The organism is Specibacter sp. BI4 (assembly GCF_056680095.1).
In genome coordinates this window covers 690,107-707,426 of the sequence record NZ_CM155265.1, presented here as the reverse complement: position 1 = coordinate 707,426, position 17,320 = coordinate 690,107, and the positions used below count along the sequence as shown (strand labels likewise).

The window sequence follows — 17,320 nt, the reverse complement described above, 5'->3', positions numbered from 1 at the left end:
CAGCGACCACTTCTGCGGGCTAGTTGCTTAAGCGGGGGTCAGATGTTTAAGCGGCGGGTCAGCCCAGGGGCATGTTGTCGATGAGGCGCACGGGCCCCACCGTGGCTGCGATGAGGGCCAGGGCTTCGCCAGTGAACGGCGTGTCCTGGCAGTTCTCGGCCCGCACGGCAAGGGTTAGCGGATCGACGACCTCCAAGTAATCCAGTGCCACGCCCGGCGCGCTGCGCACCAGCTCCTCGACGGAGCTGAGGTCAAGGGGTTCGTGGGCGTCGGCGCGACGCTGCAGGAGACCCAGCGCCCGTGAAAGGACCAGGGCGGAGTCCCGCTCCTGTCCGGACAGGAAACGGTTCCGGCTGGATAGCGCAAGACCATCGTCGTCCCGGACGGTGGGCACTGCCACAATGTCCGCCGGGAAGTTCAGGTCCGCCACCATTTGTCGCACCAAGGTCAGCTGCTGGGCGTCCTTCTGGCCAAAATAGGCCCTGTAGGCCGGGCGCCCGGCAGTGTCCGGGGCGGCCAATCCTTCATGGGGCAGGCCCACGTGCAGGAGCTTGGACACCACCGTCAACGCGCCGTCAAAGTGTCCGGGACGCGAGGTGCCCTCGTGCAGCTCACCCATTTTTCCCGCCGTGACCCGCACCATCGGCTCACCGTCGGGGTACATTTCCGCCGCCGACGGGGCAAACATGAAGTCAACGCCGGCCGCCGCCAGCAAGGCCAGGTCGGCTTCTGTGGAGCGGGGGTAGCGCTCCAGGTCCCCGGCGTCGCCGAACTGCAGCGGGTTGACGAACACGCTCGCCACCACCACCGAGTTCTCTGCCACAGCCGTCCGGGCCAGTTCGCCGTGCCCGCGGTGCAGGGCACCCATGGTGGGCACAAGCCCCAGTGTTCCGGCACGAATGCCCGAGCCCCGGCCACCACTTTTAGCCCCATCCCGGGCCCTGTCCTGCAACAGCATCGCCGTCTGCGTCTTCAGCTCGGCGATGGTTGTCACCAATGAAATGCTCATGTCCTTCACTCTCTTCACTTCGTGCAATGGCGGCAGCAGCTGCGCGGCGCAAGTCCGCGGCAGCCGTTGCACAGCCCAAAAAATCCTAGGAGATGGTCGTGCCGGGGCCGCCGTCGTCGTTGGCCAGTGCCGCCTGAACGCCAAGATACGCCTCGGCGGAGAGCAGCCGGCGCCTGGCCGCCCGGGTCGCCGTCGCGCCGGACATGGCCAGGTAGGCGTCGAGGACGTCGCTGGCGCCTGTGTCCAGGGCGTACTCACGCAATGCGGCCGAATGCGCCGCCACCGTTCCGACGTCGCCGCGGGCAACCGGGCCGGTCAAGGCCGAGTCCCCCGAGGTCAGCGCGTTTTCCAGGGCCGCCCGTAGCAGCGGACCAAGCACCTGGTTCGGCGCTTCCACGCCGATGTCGCTTAAAATTTGGGTTGCCTGGGCCACGAGCGTGACCAGGTGGTTTGCCGAATGGGCCAGGGCCGCGTGATACAGCACGCGGTCAGCCTCCGCAATCACCACCGGTTCGGCACCCATTTCCACCACAAGGGCCTGGGCAATCGGCAGCATGGCCGGTTCGGCGGTGATGCCAAAATTGCAGTCGGAGAGCCGGGCCAGGTCAAGGCTCATGCCGGTGAACGTCATTGCCGGGTGCAGCGCGAGGGGAATCCCGCCGGCAGCTTTGACCGGGGCCAAAACACCTGTGCCAAACCGCCCTGACGTGTGGGCAACCAACTGCCCCACCTGCCACGCCCCCATGGCGCCAAGCCCGCCCACCAGCTCCGGCAGGATGTCATCCGGAACAGCAAGGAGCACCAGTTCCGCCCGCTCCACAATGTCGGCCACTTCGAGCACCGGCACCCCCGGCAGCAGCAGCTCGGCCCGCTCCCTGGAGGCCTCGGACACCGCTGAAACCCCGACGACGGCGTGCCCGGCGGCGCGCAGGGCGGCACCCAAAACGGCACCGACCTTGCCGGCACCAATGATTCCGATGCCCAGGCGGCCCGGCTTAATCGCCACGTTCCTGCTCCTTCAAGTTGGGTTGCCCTTCTGTATTTTCAGGCACCGGCGCCGGCATCCGCGCCGCCTCGAGCCATTTTTCACTTCGGTGGATGCGCCGCGCCGTGGCGGCGCGGACGGCTTGTTCGTTGAATAGCCGGAGCCCGTTGGCCGCCGACATGTGGCGCACCAGCGGGCGGATGGGCCCGGCTGTTGAATGCAGTTCAAAGTTGACCAGGTCAAGTGCGGCCATGAGCGGGCCCTGGCGCAGCCCCAGCGACTGGGTGCGTTCGTGGGGCACGACCTGGAGTTGGCGGAAGATCCGGCCATGGCGGCAAAGCAGGGCAGTGTCCGTGGCCCTGAAGGCATTGTGCCGCCAGGTAATTGGGTCTATCCAGCGGGCAGTGCGCGGGGAGTGGACAAATCCTTCGGCGTCGCCCGTTCCGCGCAATCCCGCGGCAAACACGTCGAAGGGGTTCTCCACGCCCGGGTCCGGGAACACCAGGCCCAGCACGGCCATGACCTCGTCAAGGGTCCCGGCAGGCAGCAGCACTGTCCGGGAGCCGTTGTCACCAAGGTCGGAGCCATAGCCTGCCACGTTCACATGCACCCGGTACCAGCCAAACGGCCGCCACACCGGGCTCTGGCTGATGCCAACGGCCTGGACCCGGCCCGGCGGGATGGTCTGGGAACGGGTTTCCAGCATGCCGTAATGCAGCCGCACCCCATCCGGGGAAACGGCCACCCTGAAATTAAAATCGGTGGTGATGGTTTTCCAGTAGGCGGCGACGATGCCGATGAAGATCGGCACGACGGCAACCAGGATGCCGGGCCGTCCGCTCCACACAACTGCCACCACGGCCGCCGCCACGACGACCAGGGCGACAATTGTGGTGCTGCTGAAGATCGCCGCCCCGATGATCCGGCCTGGTTTCAGGGCCAGCACAGGCGTTTCCGGCGCCTCCTGGACATCCTCCGGTGCATCCGGATCAACCGCCGCTCCAGCCGCCCGGGCAAGAATGGCCGCCCGCAGCCGCTTGGCCTCGGAGAGCTTGAGAAAGGAAAGCTTCATCGCCGACTTCCCGCCGTCGGCCACCTCAAATTTCAGTTCCGCGAGCCCAAACGCCCGTGCCACCAGCGGCTGGACCACGTCGATGGCCTGGACCCTGTCGATGCGGGCCCTGCGCTGCTGGCGGAAGACCACGCCCGAATTGATGTGCACGTGGTCGTTGGTGACCTGGTAGCGGGTGAAGCGCCAGGACAGGAAAAAGGAGACACCGAAAATAACGACGGCGGCACCCACCACCGCGGCAATGACCACGGCTGGTGCCCCGCCGCCCTGCGATCCGCCGTCGCCGCTGAAGCGCCCCGTGAACAGCGACTCAAGCGAGTTCCTGCCAAACACAAAGATCACGGCGGCAACGGCCACCCAGCCGCGAACGAGCGGGGAGATGGGGTGCACGCGGTGCCACGAGTCGTCGCTGTCGGTGCGGAAGGATGGCCCGTCCTCTTGAAGTTTCTCGCTCACAGGCCGGCCAATTTTGCCTCACCGCGGGCAGAGAGCTGTTCGCGGAGGCGGCCGGCCTCGGCTGCCGGCAGCCCGTTGATCAACGCGTTGGTCCCGGGCGACGCCGTGTGCAGGTGGATGGTGCTGAGTCCGAGCATGCGTTCGAGCGGGCCCATGGTGACGTCGACGTATTGCATCCGCCCGTAGGGGACGACCATGACGCGGCGGAACATGATGCCCCCGCGGATCAACAGGTCCTCGTTGCGTTCGGCATAGCCGATGGCCCGCACCTGCCGGGGGATCAAGATCATTTCCCACAACGCAATGATGACCACGACAGCCGGCGCTGCCCAGGCCAGCCAGGCAGGGTAGCCGCCCCACACGCCGGTGCGCATGAGCACCAACGGGACCGCGGTCACGGCCAGGAAGATCAAGGTGCCGATGCCACTGGAAATGAATCGGGCTTTGATGAGCTTTTCTGAGACCCGCAGGAAGGTGACGTCGTCGGGGTCGATGGAGCTGCTGTTTTGCCTAGGCAAATTCTTCCTCTCCATGGCTTTCACGCTTGGGTCGTGGTGTCGACGGCGGCTCGCTGTCCTCGGGCGGGACCTTGCAAAAGCGTTCCACCATGACACCGACGGCGACCATGACGAGGGCGCCGACCATCAGGGCCACCATCTGCCAAACCACGGCTAGGTCGGCGCGGAGGGCGATGGTGGGCAGCTGGTCGAGCAAAATGCCCGTGTGCCAGCCAAAGAGCACGGCACCTGCATATGCGCAGGCCTGGGCCAGCACGACAGTGCGGGCCGCCAGGAGCGGGTCAAGAACCTTGTCGCGGTTTCCGTCCCGCCAGCGGCGGACCTTGAGGCCAAGGATCAGGCAGACGATGGCTATCAGGGCCATGGTTATCAAGGAGCTCAGCGGCAATACCGGCAGGGCCAGGCTCGCGCGGGAGGTCAGCTCGGTGGCCACCCACCCGATGGCGGCCAGGACGATTGTCACGGCCACCAGCCATGCAGGCCTGATGGTCCGCATTGTGCTTCTCATTGTTGCCTCACCGATTCGCGTTGGACTACATATTCAACCGTACTGGGTTTTTGCCGTTTTGGAGCTTCTGCCGGCAGTCGTTCCCGGGCGCCGCTTAAGACTCCTGGCCCGGGGACCCGTCCTGGTCAAGGCCGATGCCCGCCATGTCAGGTGCGGCGGCCGCCAAGTCCGCCACCGGAGACCCGGCCAGTGTGGCGTTGGGTTCCATGAGGGACCACGGATAAAGCACAAAAGCCCGGCCTGCCGCACGCGGGTGGGGCAGGGTCAGAACCGGGTCCGCACTCGTTTCCTCACCATAGGTGATGATGTCAACGTCGAGTGTGCGGGCCCCCCAGCGAACCTCCCGGGTCCTGTGGTGGGCCAGCTCCACCGACTGGCAGTGCACCAACAGCTCGACGGCGGAAAGCGTGGTGTCGATCGCGATGACCATGTTCAGAAAATCCGGCTGTCCCTCGGGACCGCCCACGGCCTTGGTGGTCACAACGGGCGAAACATTTTGCAGCCGCACTTCGGGGCGGTCAACCAAATCGGCGACGGCGCTCTGCAGTGTGCCTTCGCGCTCACCAAGGTTGCTTCCCAGCGCCAGGATGGCCCGGGTCAGCGGGCGGGCGGGCGTCACGGCCGGCCGGCCGGAACGGTGCTGGTCTCGGCTGTGCAGTCCTCGGATGTGCCGGCTGTGCTGCCGCGGAGTTCTCCGCGGGATCTGAAGACTGTGATGCTGACATCGCCAAAGGGGACCTGAATGGGGGCCTTCGGCTTGTGGACAGTCACCTCGACGGCCTGGACCACGGGAAAGTCGGCAAGAATTTTTTCAACCATGCGAAGGCTCAGCGTCTCGATCAGGTCGAACGCCTCACCGGTGACCATGGCCACGATGGTCTCAGCCACTGCCCCGTAGTTTGCGGTTTGATTCAAATCATCCGTGGCCGCCGCCGCCGACACGTCCAGGTGCAGCACCGCGTCGGTGATGAATGGCTGGCCGTCACGTTTTTCATGCTCGAACACACCGTGGTAGCCGATCGCGGTGACGCTTGTCAGCTTGATGATGTCCAAACGTGTCACTGTACTTCCTGGACGGCGGGGGATTCCTGGGCGGCGAGCTCCCCTTCGCGGGCGGCTGCCAGCCGGGCAGTGCGCTTGTTGTTGCCGAGCAGCAACCTGGCTGCGACCTTGGCAGCGTCAAGGCTCGCCCCGACGTCGTGCACGCGAACCCCCCAAATGCCTTGGGCGCCGGCAAGGGCGGTGGTTGCCGAGGTGGCGTCGTCGCGCTCCTTGGGTGCGGCGGCCTTTCCTGCGGTCGTCAGCAGCGAACCAAGGAAGCGCTTGCGGGAGGTGCCCACCAGGACCTTGTTGCCCATGTCGGCGACGCGGTGGAGATTGGCCAGCAATTCCCAGTTCTGCTCGGCGTTCTTCGAGAAGCCGATTCCCGGATCAAGAATCAAGTTCTCCGGAGCGACACCCGCGGCATAGAATTTTTCGCGCACCTCGCCGAGCTCGCGCACCACGTCCTCAACGACGTCCGTGTACTGCGTCAGCGAATCCATCGAGCGCGAATTGCCGCGGCTGTGCATCAAAACGTACGGGATCTGGCGTTCGGCGATCAACGCGATCATGTCATCGTGCACGTTGGCGCCGGAGACGTCATTGATCAGGCCCGCGCCGGCATCCAGTGCCAGTGCGGCCGTCGTTGCGTGGCGCGTGTCAACACTGATCAGCGCCCCGGCCTTGGCCAGCGCCGTAATGACCGGCAGGATGCGGTGCTGTTCCTCGAGCTCATCAACCTCTGACGAGCCCGGGCGGGTTGACTCCCCGCCCACATCGATAATGTCCGCGCCACCGTAAAACATGCGCAGGCCGTGCGCAATGGCCGTCTCGGTGGAGTTGTATTCGCCACCGTCACTGAAGGAATCGGGGGTGCAATTCAAGATTCCCATGACCACTGTGCGGTCCTTGGGCAGGGTGGCAAATGTTGCCATTGAGCGCCGTGCCCGAAGGACGGGCAGGGGTGAGGTGGCAGGACCCGTACCGGGTGCCGCTGCGAGGGAATCCATGGTGTGTCTAGTTACCTTCCGAGAATCAGGCTCATGGCTTCGGCCCGGGTTGCGGGCTCGTGAAGCAGACCGCGGACAGCACTGGTGACTGTCTTGGCCCCTGGCTTACGCACGCCACGCATGGACATGCACATGTGTTCACACTCGATGACGACAATGGCGCCGCGAGGTTTGAGATGTTCGATCAAAGCGTCAGCAATTTGGGTGGTGAGGCGTTCCTGGACCTGGGGACGTTTGGCAAAAATGTCGACCAGGCGCGCGAGCTTGCTAAGGCCCGTGACCCTGCCGTCCGACGACGGGATGTAGCCCACGTGGGCGCTGCCGTGGAACGGCACCAGGTGGTGTTCACAGGTTGAATAGAACGGGATGTCCTTGACCAGCACCATTTCTTCATGGGCGATGTCAAAGGTGGTGCCCAAAACGTCGGCCGGGTCCTGGTGCAGGCCGGAAAACATTTCGCGGTAGGCCTTGGCGACACGTTTGGGCGTGTCAACGAGCCCGCTGCGTTCGGGGTCTTCCCCAATGGCCAGCAGGATCTCCCGGACTGCCGCTGCAATGCGCGGCAAGTCCACCCTGCGTTCGTCACCAGCCAGGGCGGCACCATCGGCGCCGCCCTGCTCCAACTCAAGTTCGTCGTCGTAGTCAGTCACGGATGTGATTCTATCGCCGATTACGGCTGTCCCGGCAGCTGCGGGGTCTCGCCCTTGCCCAGTTCGATGCCGGGACGGTTGCCCGGGGCATCGATCTCGCCGTCAAGGCGGGCGTTGGCGAGCTGGTCCTGGGGTGAAACAGCCTCAGGCATGGGCTGGTCCGCTTCCCGTGCCTCGCGGCGCTCCTTGTCGGTAATGACGGGGGGCAGGTCGGAGACGGGGCGGGAGTCCTTGGACAGCCACACCTTGCGCTCGGCAGGCTTGCGGAGATCCGTGAAGATTTCAGCAATCTCTGCCTGGTTCAAGGTCTCGCGCTCCAACAGTTCCAGGGCGAGCCGGTCCAGGATGTCCCGGTTGGCGATCACCGCCGCATAGGCGTCGTCATGAGCCTGGTCGATGAGCTTGCGCACTTCCCCATCAACCAGCGCAGCAACCGATTCGGAGTAGTCGCGCTCGTGCCCGCCACCGCCGCCAACAAACGGCTCCCCGGCTGCGGCACCAAGCTTGACGGCTCCGATGAGCTCGCTCATGCCGTACTGGGTGACCATGGCCCGGGCAGTTGCGGTGGCCTTTTCAATGTCATTTGACGCTCCCGTGGACGGGTCGTGGAACACGATTTCCTCAGCGACGCGGCCACCCATGGCGTAGGCCATCTGGTCCAGCAGCTCGTTGCGGGTGATCGAGTACTTGTCGTCCTCGGGAACCACCATCGTGTAGCCAAGGGCGCGGCCACGGGGCAGGATGGTGATCTTGGTGACCGGGGCCGTATTGTGCATGGCCGCGGCCACAAGTGCGTGCCCGCCTTCGTGGTAGGCGGTGATCTTGCGTTCAAGTTCCTTCATGACGCGGGTGCGCTTCTGCGGCCCCGCCATGACACGGTCGATCGATTCGTCCAGGGCGCGGTCATCGATGAGCTGCGCATTGGAGCGTGCAGTCAGCAGTGCGGCCTCGTTGAGCACATTGGCAAGGTCGGCACCCGTGTAGCCGGGCGTCTTCTTGGCAACGGCGTTGAGGTCAACGCCGGGGGCCATGGGCTTGCCCTTGGAATGCACCCGCAGGATCTGCTCACGGCCGAGGCGGTCGGGAGCCTCGACGGGAATCTGGCGGTCAAAACGGCCGGGGCGCAGCAGTGCCGGGTCGAGCACGTCGGGACGGTTGGTGGCGGCAATCAAGATGACATTCGTCTTGACGTCAAAGCCGTCCATTTCCACGAGCAGCTGGTTGAGTGTCTGCTCGCGTTCGTCGTTGCCGCCGCCGATGCCGGCACCACGGTGACGGCCGACGGCGTCGATCTCGTCAACAAAGATAATGGCCGGGGAGTTTGCCTTGGCCTGCTCGAAGAGGTCGCGGACACGGGAGGCACCCACGCCGACGAACATTTCCACGAAGTCAGAGCCGGAGATGGAGTAGAACGGCACGCCCGCCTCACCGGCAACCGCGCGGGCCAGCAGGGTCTTTCCGGTTCCGGGAGGACCGTAGAGCAGCACACCCTTGGGGATCTTCGCGCCAACGGCAGTGAACTTGTCGGGGTTTTGCAGGAAGTCCTTGATTTCATGGAGCTCCTCCACCGCCTCATCCGCGCCGGCAACATCGTTGAATGTCACCTGCGGATGGTCCTTGGTCATCAGCTTGGCCTTTGACTTGCCAAATTGCATGACCTTGTTGCCGCCGCCCTGCATGCGGGAGAACAGGAACCAGAAGATCAAGCCGATCAAAACGAAGGGAATCAGCAGCGAGAGCATGCTTGACCAGAAGTTGTTCGACGCCGGCTGGTCATCGAACGTTTTCAGGTTCGCATTGTCAATGGCGTCAACCATTGTCGTTGCCCGGTAGCCGCCGTAGTAGAACTGCACGTTCTTGCCGGCCTTGCGGTCTTCAACAGTTGTGTAGTCGTCCTTCAGGATCATGTCCACACGGCCCTCGGAACCAAACACCTTGGCCGAAACAACCTTGTCGCTTTTGAGCAGGTCCAGGGCTTCAGACGTTCCAATGCGGCTGGTCCCGCTGCCAGTCAATGTGAAGAGGCCGGCCCCGATGAGCACAACCACCACAATGATCCAGACAAATGGACCTTTGAAGAGTTTTTTGACTTTCATGTGTTCGAGGCCAGGCCTCGTCCCTCCCGCTCAACCAATTCATACTTTTACAAGACGCACCGACACGTCCCCGGCTATTAGCTTTACACCGTTCGCCTTGCTACACGTACAGCAACTGCCTTTAGTTCCCTGTGGGCATAACGAATTGCCCGTTTGGCCAGGATTTTGCCATTAAATGACGGGGCAGCACCGTCCGGCGCTGCCCCGTTAAGCCACGATGCGCCCGCATCCCGCACGGGGAGACAGGCGCATGCGGCGGTTTTTACTCGTAAATATGCGGTGCCAGGGTGCCGATGAAGTCCAAGTTGCGGTACTTTTCGGCGAAGTCCAGGCCGTAGCCAACAACGAATTCGTTCGGGATCTCGTAGCCGACGTACTTGACGTCGATCTCGACCTTGGCAGCCTTGGGCTTGCGCAGCAGGGTGCAGATTTCAACCGAAGCGGGCCCGCGCGACATGAGGTTGGCACGCAGCCATGACAAGGTCAGGCCGGAGTCGATGATGTCCTCGACGATCAGCACGTGCTTGCCCATCAGGTCGGTTTCGAGGTCCTTCAGGATCCGAACCACACCGGAGGACTGGGTGCCGGAGCCGTAGGAGGACACCGCCATCCAGTCCATGGTGACGTGACTGTGCAGGGCGCGGGAAAGATCCGCCATCACCATGACGGCGCCCTTGAGTACGCCGACAAGAAGGACATCGCGGTCCTGGTAGTCGGCATCAATCTCTGCGGCCAGTTCGGCGACGCGTGTTTGGATTTGTTCCTTGGTATAAAGAACGTGCTTAAGATCGGCATGGACGTCTTGTGAATCCACCAATGACTCCTGATTGTGAAGGTTTTGGTACTGGTTTTAGTACTGTGGGGCGCCTATGTGCTGCGTCTAAGAACTAGCTTCCCATAGCCGGGGCCGTCGTGGGGAACACCCTGGTTGCGCGAAATCCTGAACACACTGACTTTTCCCGCCAACTGCACGGGTCCCGCGGAGCCCTTTCGGTCCAACAGTTTTTCTGCCGCAGCCAGCCGCTCAAGGCTTGGCTGGGTTCCCCCAAGTTCGACGACGGCCAGCGCCAACACTCTCATCTTCAGGGCCGGAGCCAATCCCCTCAGTGCGTCCTCCGACAGGAGGATCTCGGCACAGCCGGCATCGTCGCCTGCGCCGTCGGCAGCGTTCCCAGGGCCGTCTCCCACCCGGTTTTCGGCCACGGTTCCGACACTGCCGGCTGCGTCTGCCGCCGGTTGGCCGCCCCCGCCACGGATCGCCAATTTCTCGTATTCAACCCCCGCCAGCTCATCGAGGAAGTCGGCGTCATGGCCCAGAATATTGGCGGAGCGGGCCAGCGATTCGGCGATGCCCGGTCCAAGTTCGGCGTTGAGATGGGGGATGACAACGTTGCGGACCCTGACCCGCAGATATGCCGGGTCCTGGTTGGCCGGGTCATGCCACGGCGTGAGTTCCAATGCGTCGCATATGGCCAACGTCTCATCCCGGCGCAGCCCCAGGAAAGGGCGCAGATACATGCCGCGGCGTTCGCGCATGCCGGCCAGGGAGCGTGTCCCGGACCCGCGTGCGAGTCCCAGCAGCACCGACTCCGCCTGGTCATCGAGGGTGTGTCCAAGCAAGACGTGCCGGGCACCCATTTCCTGTGCCGCCGCTTCAAGTGCCGCAAAGCGTGCCGCCCGGGCTGCTGCCTCCGGGCCGGTGCCGTCGTGCGCCAGGTCAACTGTCCTGACCACGACCGGATCCAGGCCCAGGGTGCGCAGCTGGTCGGCGGTGGACCGGGCGACATCATCGCTGCCGGCCTGCATCTGGTGGTCAACGACGACGGCGCCGACACGAACCTCCCCGCGCCTGGCGAAAAAGGCGCACACGGCCGCCAGGGCCAGCGAGTCGGGCCCGCCGCTGCAGCCAACCAGGACCAGGGGCGGGTTGTCCACAGGCAGGTTCCTGCCTGTGGTTTTCAAGCCCAAGAGTCCGCCCACCATGGCCCGGGCTTTTCCGACCGTCGGGTCGAGGCGCCCGCGCGGCCCTCGGCGGGCCGTGCCGGTCAACGGATCCATCTACAGTCCCATCCGTTCAACCCAGAGCACGGCGTTGTGAATCTCGGGTTCCGTGGGCAGATTTTCCGCCCGGGTCCACACATTGTTGAAGCCGTCCATGCCAACCACGGCGACCGCGTCCCGAACAAACTTGGCGCCGTCGCGGTACTGGCGCATTTTGGCGTCCAGGCCAAGAAGGTTCCGGAAGAACTTTTCCATGGCCCCGCGGTCCTTGCCGCGGCTGTTGAACCGTTGCCGGATGGTGCGGACAGTGGGCACAATGCTTTGGTCGACACCGTCCATGACGACATTGGCGTGCCCCTCGAGCAGGCTCATGACTGCCGTCAGGTGCGACAGCGCCGCCTTCTGGTCGGGGTTTTGCAGCAGGTCCAGGACGCCGCCGCGGCTGGGATCCTGCAGCGCCGAATCCTTGCTGCGTGCGCCGGGCCTGCCGAGCTGCTTGGCGGACTGCAGGAGGCGTTCACCAAAGTTTTCCGAATCCCCCACCAACAGGGCGCCCAGCTTCTCGATCTCACCGAGCATGTGGTGTCGCAGCCACGGCGCCGCCGCAAACTGCACCCGGTGCGTCTGCTCATGCAGGCACACCCAAAGCCGGAAATCGGCGGGGTCAACTTTCAGGTCACGCTCGACTGTGATGATGTTGGGTGCGACAAGTAGCAGGCGCCCGCCCGAGGCCTGCGCCCGCTCGGGTGCCGTCGGTGCCATGGCGGCGAAGGGGTCGTACTGGCCAAGGACCTTGCTGGAAAGGAACGCCAACGCCCCGCCCAGCTGGGCGCCCGTGACAGTGGCACTCAAGGCCGTTCCGGCGCCCCCGGAAGACTGGTGGTCGGCCCCTGCCCCCTGCGCCGGCTGGCTTCCCTGCGCCTGCTGGCTTTGCTTGGCGGCCACTGCCCGCAGCACCGGGTCCATCATGACGGCGAAGCTTTGTGTGTTGGCTTTGGCCCAGGAGGCCCTGTCGACCACCAACACCTCGGAGTCGTGCAGGTCCCTGGCGGCCTCAAGCCTGCTGATTTCATGGACGTACGGGACCGATTTTTCGGCCGCGGCGCGCAGCTTCTCCACTGCCTCGGAGATTTCGGACCCTGTCAGTGCCGGGCCTGCAGGGGCCAAGTTGGCTGCCGTCCTGGCGGCAAGATCCCAGTTGACCATGCCGTGGGATGTGGGCGGTTTCGTTGCGGAGCTGCGCTGCGGAGTCATGGATACCATCAGACCACAAATCCCTGACAGCGTGCTGGCGGTTCACAGCCCGGACACAGGAAGGGACAAGAAGCGGCTTAGGCTCATCAGCCACACTTGGAGGCAGCGCTTGAAACGTCAACCGCAATCAGCCTGCAGGCAACTACTGTGGGAAACACCATCTGCAGGCCCTCCCCGGGCATGCCAGCACGAGAGACATGGACCGATGACTGAAACGCCGCGGAATACCTTCACAGAGCTTCCGCAATTGGCGCATCCCGACGGCAGCCCCATCCGTGCCCTGGTCGTTGATGACGAGACCAGCCTGACGGAGCTGATCAGCATGGGCCTGCGCATGGCCGGCTGGGATGTTGCCACGGCCGGCAATGGGGCCGATGCTGTGCGCACCGCCCGCACCTTCCGCCCCGACGTACTGGTGCTCGATGTCATGATGCCGGAGATGGACGGCATCGAGGCGCTGCAGAAAATCCGGGAGTTTGCTCCTGAAATACCGGCGTTGTTTCTGACGGCACGCGACGCCGTCCACGACAGGATTGCCGGCCTGGCGGCTGGCGGCGACGACTACGTGACGAAGCCCTTCAGCATGGAGGAGCTGATGCTGCGCCTGCACCGCCTGGTGCAACGCTCCGGGATCGCGTCATCGGACAATACGGAGGTTGTTGTCGGGGATCTCGTGCTGAACTTTGACACCCGCGAGGTCACCCGCGGCGGCACGGACATCGACCTGACGGCCACGCAATGGGAGCTGTTGCGCTACCTCATGGAAAACGCCCGGCGTGTGGTCAGCAAACCCCAGATCCTGGACCAGGTGTGGCACTACGATTTTGGCGGACAAGCCAACATCGTGGAGCTTTACATCTCCTACCTGCGCAAAAAGATCGACGCCGGACGCGCCCCCATGATTCACACCGTCCGGGGCGTGGGTTACGTGCTCAAGCCGGCCAATCAGTGACTGCCCCCAGCCGCACCGGGACGCAACCCGGGGCGCGGAGACAACGCACCCACAGGCTGCGGACCAAGCTGATTGTCGCCGTCCTGGCCTTGCTGGCCGCCATCTGCGCCACGATTGGCGTCGTGAGCCACCTAGCCATGAACAATTACCTCACGGCCCAAATCGACAGCAGCCTGCACGAATCGGCGGAACGCTCCGCGGGCCCCAAAGACCGGCCGAAAGGTGCCCTGGCGCCCAGCGAAGCGTCCCTGCTCCCCACCGGACAGCCCAATCCACTGGACACCCGGGGCCAGCGGCCGGGCACGCTGCTGGCGCTCTTCTCCCACTCCGCCTCGCAACCGACCGTCATCGACTCGTCGGTCGTGCAGGCGGACGGTTCCGCCATCGCCCTGACTTCGGCGGATCTGCAACAGATCCAGCATCTGGCCCCTACCGGGCAGGCCACCGAGATGGCCCTCTCCAGCGGCAGCTACCGGCTCTCCGCATCCTCGACGTTCATGCCGACGGGAGGAAAACTCGTGGTGGGATTCCCGACCGCGGAGCGGGACTCAACCTTGAACTCGCTGGCGTGGACAACGGTGGTCGTTTCAACAGCCGGCCTGGCCTTGATCGGCTTGGTGGGCACCATCATCATCAGGCGCTCCCTGCGCCCCCTGGACGAGCTCTCCGCCGTGGCAACGACAGTTGCCTCCCTGCCGCTGGACTCGGGGGAAGCCGCCATCAACGTGCGCATCCCGCCCCTCGCTGCGGCGCCCGGCACCGAAATTGGTGATGTGGGTGTGGCCTTCAACAACATGCTCGACCACCTCACCCGCTCCTTTGCGGCCCGCCATGCCGGCGAGGTGAAGGTGCGCCAGTTCGTTGCCGATGCCAGCCATGAACTTCGCACTCCCCTGACATCCATCCGCGGCTACACGGAGCTGGTCCTGTTAAGCGAGCAGCTGACCCCGTCCGGATCCGCCGCCCTGCGGCGGGTGGACAGTGAATCCCGGCGCATGTCGGCACTGGTGGAAGACCTGCTGCTTCTGGCCCGGCTCGATGAGGGCCAGCGGGGAGAACCGGAATCGGTTGACCTGACCGACCTGCTGATGGAAACCACCCAGGACAGCAAGGTTGCCGCGCGGGACCACAGCTGGGCACTGTCGCTCCCGGAGGAACCGGTGCTGGTGTTTGCCGTGGAATCGGAACTGCGGCAAATCATCATCAACCTGCTCTCCAATGCCGCCAAGCACACGGCGGCCGGCACCCACATCCGGGTGGGCCTGGCGGTCGCGAAGGGGCAGGCGGCGCTGACCATCGAAGACAACGGCGAAGGCATCGACCAGGACTTCCTGGCACAAATATTCACCCGCTTCAGCCGGGCCGATGCCGCACGCGCCCGAAGCCATGAAAGCAACAGCTCGGGGCTGGGACTGGCCATCGTCGACGCCCTGGCACAGGCGAATCAAGGCACCATCACCGTCACCAGCGTCCCCGGCCGGACGTGCTTTACGCTCCAGCTGCCGGTCCGGGAGCACACCAGCTAAGGCTCACAGCTTCAGCACAAGGTAGCGGACGCAAACGGCACAGGGTGCCTGCGTAAAAAAGAAGCATGAACACTCCTTCCCCTCCCCCAGAGCAAATATCCACAGACCAAATATCCACAGCGCAAACGTCCACTGGCCAGGCGCCCGTGGATACCGGCGCCAAGAAAACCCCAACCCGCCGCGTTGTCCTGGGCGGGGCCCTCGGACTGCTTCTCTCCGCCGGCGGGGCCACAGCCTGGGCCCTTGACCGGTTCGTCGTGGAACACGTTGAAATCAACGACGTCGACGCATACGAGGCCGGCGCAGCCTCGTCGCAATCGGGCAGCACGGCGAGCGCCGCCGGGACAAGCGGATCCAATGCTGCCGCCGTCGTTGGTAAGAACGGCTTCACCTCCCCAAACGCAACTCTCGCCATCGAGCAGGTCACCAACGGCAGCGGCGATGCAACCCTGAACTACTTCACGGCGAAGATCGACCTGAGCGACGCCACGGCCCTGAAGTCAGCATTCGCGCAGAACAGTTTCGGGGAAAACATTACCGAAACCACCTCCGCCATTGCCGCGGACAAGGATGCCATCTTCGCCATCAATGGCGATTATTACGGCTTTCGCGATACCGGAATCGTGATTCGCAACGGTGTTTCCTACCGCGACGCCGGCGCAAGGGAAGGCCTTGCTTTTTACCGCGATGGCACGGTTGAGGTGTACGACGAGACGAGCACCGACGCCGCAACCCTCGTGGCCAACGGCGTGTGGAACACGCTCTCCTTCGGTCCCTCACTCATTGAGAACGGCGCCGTCAAGGACGGCATAGACAGCATCGAAGTTGACACCAATTTTGGCAATCACTCCATCCAGGGACTTCAACCGAGGACGGCCGTCGGCGTCATTGCTCCCAATCAACTTGTTTTCGTGGTGGTGGATGGCCGCTCCACCGGGTACAGCACCGGCGTCACCATGCCCGAATTGGCACAGATCATGCTGGATCTGGGAGCCACCGCGGCCTACAACATTGACGGCGGCGGATCCTCAACCATGTACTTCAACGGCTCGCTCGTGAACAAGCCGCTGGGCAGGAACCAGGAACGTGGCACCTCCGACATCCTCTACCTGGCGAGGTAGGCAGCCATGATTATCTTGATCCCGTCGTTCGAACCGGATGAAAAGCTCCCCGAGCTGATCCACGCACTGAATAATTCCGGCACCAGGGCAAGGATTGTTGTTGTCAACGACGGTAGCGGCCCACGCTTCGAAGCAATCTTTGCGCAGGTGTTGGCGTTGGGCGCCACTGTCATTGGCTATCCCAACAACCATGGCAAGGGGCAGGCACTTAAAACAGGTTTCAGCTACATCGCCGCCAACCTGCCCGGTCACGACGTGGTGTGTGCCGACAGCGACGGCCAGCATTGTGTAACGGACATTCTCCGCGTCGCCGCGGCCGTTGCGCCCAACAACGCCATTGTTTTGGGTGAGCGGCACTTCAGCGGCCAGGTTCCGCTGCGCAGCAGCTTCGGCAACTCTGCCACGCGGTTCTTCTTTGCCTTGGCAACCGGCACATGGCTGCATGACACCCAAACCGGCCTGCGGGGCTACCCGGCCCGGCTGCTTCCCTGGCTGCTGTCCGTGCGCGGCGACCGCTACGAGTATGAACTCAATGTGTTGCTGGAGGCCCGTTCACAGGGTTACACCCTGGAAAGCGTCGGCATCGCCACCATTTACATTTCCGGGAATGAGTCATCACATTTCCGCCCCCTCCGTGACTCCCTGCGGATCTATGCACCGCTGCTGAAATTCTCCATGTCATCACTCATGGGGTTCCTGGTGGACACGGTGGCTTTTCTTGTCATCATGTCTGCCACAGGATCCCTGTGGATGGCCGTGGTGGGAGCGCGGGCCATCAGTTCAGCCGCCAATTTCGCCGTCAACCGGCGGCTCGTTTTCCCCGAAGGGCGAGCGGCCCCGCTCAAACGAACAGCCGGGCGCTACTTTGCCCTGGTTGTGTTCCTGCTCGCCGCCAACTATGGCCTGCTGCTTAGTTTCACGGAGGCCGGACTGCCGGTATTTCCGGCCAAGGTCATGACCGATATGGTGCTGTTCCTGCTCAGCTTCGCCGTGCAAAAACGGTTCCTTTTCCGCGAGCGGGCCACCGCAAAAGAAACGAAATCGGCAACAAATATGTATTCACAAGCCCAGCTGCCCACCAGCACAGATTCAGCACAGCTTCACGCGGAAATCTAGTTATG

General features: G+C 63.9%; 17 protein-coding genes. 4 read left to right on the top strand and 13 right to left on the bottom strand.

The features are described 5' to 3' along the window. Positions 1-58: 58 nt before the first annotated feature. The 13 genes from panC to AC1L6K_RS03245 all read right to left on the bottom strand — a co-directional run bounded on the left by panC (position 59) and on the right by AC1L6K_RS03245 (position 12,600). Positions 59-1,009 (bottom strand): pantoate--beta-alanine ligase, encoded by a 951-nt coding sequence (panC, locus tag AC1L6K_RS03305; RefSeq protein ID WP_480951313.1) that lies wholly within the window; start codon positions 1,007-1,009, stop codon positions 59-61. 85 nt (positions 1,010-1,094) lie between these two features. Continuing rightward, positions 1,095-2,015 carry a Rossmann-like and DUF2520 domain-containing protein gene (locus tag AC1L6K_RS03300; RefSeq protein WP_480951312.1) on the bottom strand — a complete coding sequence of 307 codons (921 nt, stop codon included), beginning with the start codon at positions 2,013-2,015 and terminating at the stop codon, positions 1,095-1,097. After that, positions 2,005-3,522, bottom strand: a complete 1,518-nt coding sequence (locus tag AC1L6K_RS03295) for a PH domain-containing protein (protein WP_480951311.1) — start codon at positions 3,520-3,522, stop codon at positions 2,005-2,007. The genes AC1L6K_RS03300 and AC1L6K_RS03295 overlap by 11 nt, the downstream gene beginning before the upstream one ends. Further along, positions 3,519-4,040: a PH domain-containing protein gene (locus tag AC1L6K_RS03290; RefSeq protein ID WP_480951310.1), complete on the bottom strand. Its 522-nt coding sequence runs from the start codon at positions 4,038-4,040 to the stop codon at positions 3,519-3,521. The genes AC1L6K_RS03295 and AC1L6K_RS03290 overlap by 4 nt, the downstream gene beginning before the upstream one ends. Next, a complete protein-coding gene (locus AC1L6K_RS03285) occupies positions 4,033-4,548 on the bottom strand; it encodes a DUF3180 domain-containing protein (RefSeq protein WP_480951309.1) in 516 nt (171 codons plus the stop codon). The genes AC1L6K_RS03290 and AC1L6K_RS03285 overlap by 8 nt, the downstream gene beginning before the upstream one ends. Before the next feature lie 94 nt (positions 4,549-4,642). Further along, on the bottom strand, positions 4,643-5,167 hold the full coding sequence (gene folK / locus AC1L6K_RS03280) for a 2-amino-4-hydroxy-6-hydroxymethyldihydropteridine diphosphokinase (RefSeq protein ID WP_480951308.1): 525 nt from the start codon (positions 5,165-5,167) through the stop codon (positions 4,643-4,645). After that, positions 5,164-5,610 carry a dihydroneopterin aldolase gene (folB, locus tag AC1L6K_RS03275; RefSeq protein WP_480951307.1) on the bottom strand — a complete coding sequence of 149 codons (447 nt, stop codon included), beginning with the start codon at positions 5,608-5,610 and terminating at the stop codon, positions 5,164-5,166. The genes folK and folB overlap by 4 nt, the downstream gene beginning before the upstream one ends. Beyond that, the gene (folP, locus tag AC1L6K_RS03270; RefSeq protein ID WP_480951306.1) at positions 5,607-6,599 is read right to left on the bottom strand and encodes a dihydropteroate synthase; all 993 of its coding nucleotides are present in this window, start codon (positions 6,597-6,599) and stop codon (positions 5,607-5,609) included. The genes folB and folP overlap by 4 nt, the downstream gene beginning before the upstream one ends. 11 nt (positions 6,600-6,610) lie before the next feature. Beyond that, entirely contained in the window at positions 6,611-7,192 is a 582-nt protein-coding gene (gene folE, locus AC1L6K_RS03265) for a GTP cyclohydrolase I FolE (protein WP_480952683.1), read from the bottom strand. Between the two features lie 77 nt (positions 7,193-7,269). After that, positions 7,270-9,345 carry an ATP-dependent zinc metalloprotease FtsH gene (gene ftsH / locus AC1L6K_RS03260; protein WP_480951305.1) on the bottom strand — a complete coding sequence of 692 codons (2,076 nt, stop codon included), beginning with the start codon at positions 9,343-9,345 and terminating at the stop codon, positions 7,270-7,272. 262 nt (positions 9,346-9,607) lie between these two features. Further along, a complete protein-coding gene (hpt, locus tag AC1L6K_RS03255) occupies positions 9,608-10,159 on the bottom strand; it encodes a hypoxanthine phosphoribosyltransferase (RefSeq protein ID WP_480951304.1) in 552 nt (183 codons plus the stop codon). A 53-nt stretch (positions 10,160-10,212) separates the two neighbouring features. Beyond that, the gene (gene tilS / locus AC1L6K_RS03250) at positions 10,213-11,403 is read right to left on the bottom strand and encodes a tRNA lysidine(34) synthetase TilS (RefSeq protein ID WP_480951303.1); all 1,191 of its coding nucleotides are present in this window, start codon (positions 11,401-11,403) and stop codon (positions 10,213-10,215) included. Continuing rightward, on the bottom strand, positions 11,404-12,600 hold the full coding sequence (locus AC1L6K_RS03245; protein ID WP_480951302.1) for a zinc-dependent metalloprotease: 1,197 nt from the start codon (positions 12,598-12,600) through the stop codon (positions 11,404-11,406). Between the two features lie 205 nt (positions 12,601-12,805). On the opposite strand from AC1L6K_RS03245, the gene AC1L6K_RS03240 reads away from it, so the two are divergent. From AC1L6K_RS03240 to AC1L6K_RS03225, 4 genes are all read left to right on the top strand, one after another. Next, positions 12,806-13,552 (top strand): response regulator transcription factor, encoded by a 747-nt coding sequence (locus AC1L6K_RS03240; RefSeq protein WP_480951301.1) that lies wholly within the window; start codon positions 12,806-12,808, stop codon positions 13,550-13,552. Beyond that, a complete protein-coding gene (locus AC1L6K_RS03235) occupies positions 13,549-15,078 on the top strand; it encodes a sensor histidine kinase (RefSeq protein WP_480951300.1) in 1,530 nt (509 codons plus the stop codon). The genes AC1L6K_RS03240 and AC1L6K_RS03235 overlap by 4 nt, the downstream gene beginning before the upstream one ends. Before the next feature lie 65 nt (positions 15,079-15,143). Further along, a complete protein-coding gene (locus AC1L6K_RS03230) occupies positions 15,144-16,199 on the top strand; it encodes a phosphodiester glycosidase family protein (RefSeq protein ID WP_480951299.1) in 1,056 nt (351 codons plus the stop codon). 6 nt (positions 16,200-16,205) lie between these two features. Continuing rightward, positions 16,206-17,315, top strand: coding sequence for a GtrA family protein (locus AC1L6K_RS03225; RefSeq protein WP_480951298.1), 1,110 nt, complete (start codon positions 16,206-16,208; stop codon positions 17,313-17,315). The last annotated feature ends 5 nt before the right edge of the window (positions 17,316-17,320 follow it).

Coding starts and splice junctions, on each gene's coding strand:
- panC (WP_480951313.1), bottom strand. CDS start 1,009: ATGAGCATTTCATTGGTGACAACCATCGCCGAGCTGAAGACGCAGACG.
- AC1L6K_RS03285 (WP_480951309.1), bottom strand. CDS start 4,548: ATGAGAAGCACAATGCGGACCATCAGGCCTGCATGGCTGGTGGCCGTG.
- folP (WP_480951306.1), bottom strand. CDS start 6,599: ATGGATTCCCTCGCAGCGGCACCCGGTACGGGTCCTGCCACCTCACCC.
- ftsH (WP_480951305.1), bottom strand. CDS start 9,345: ATGAAAGTCAAAAAACTCTTCAAAGGTCCATTTGTCTGGATCATTGTG.
- tilS (WP_480951303.1), bottom strand. CDS start 11,403: ATGGATCCGTTGACCGGCACGGCCCGCCGAGGGCCGCGCGGGCGCCTC.
- AC1L6K_RS03245 (WP_480951302.1), bottom strand. CDS start 12,600: ATGACTCCGCAGCGCAGCTCCGCAACGAAACCGCCCACATCCCACGGC.
- AC1L6K_RS03240 (WP_480951301.1), top strand. CDS start 12,806: ATGACTGAAACGCCGCGGAATACCTTCACAGAGCTTCCGCAATTGGCG.
- AC1L6K_RS03230 (WP_480951299.1), top strand. CDS start 15,144: ATGAACACTCCTTCCCCTCCCCCAGAGCAAATATCCACAGACCAAATA.
- AC1L6K_RS03225 (WP_480951298.1), top strand. CDS start 16,206: ATGATTATCTTGATCCCGTCGTTCGAACCGGATGAAAAGCTCCCCGAG.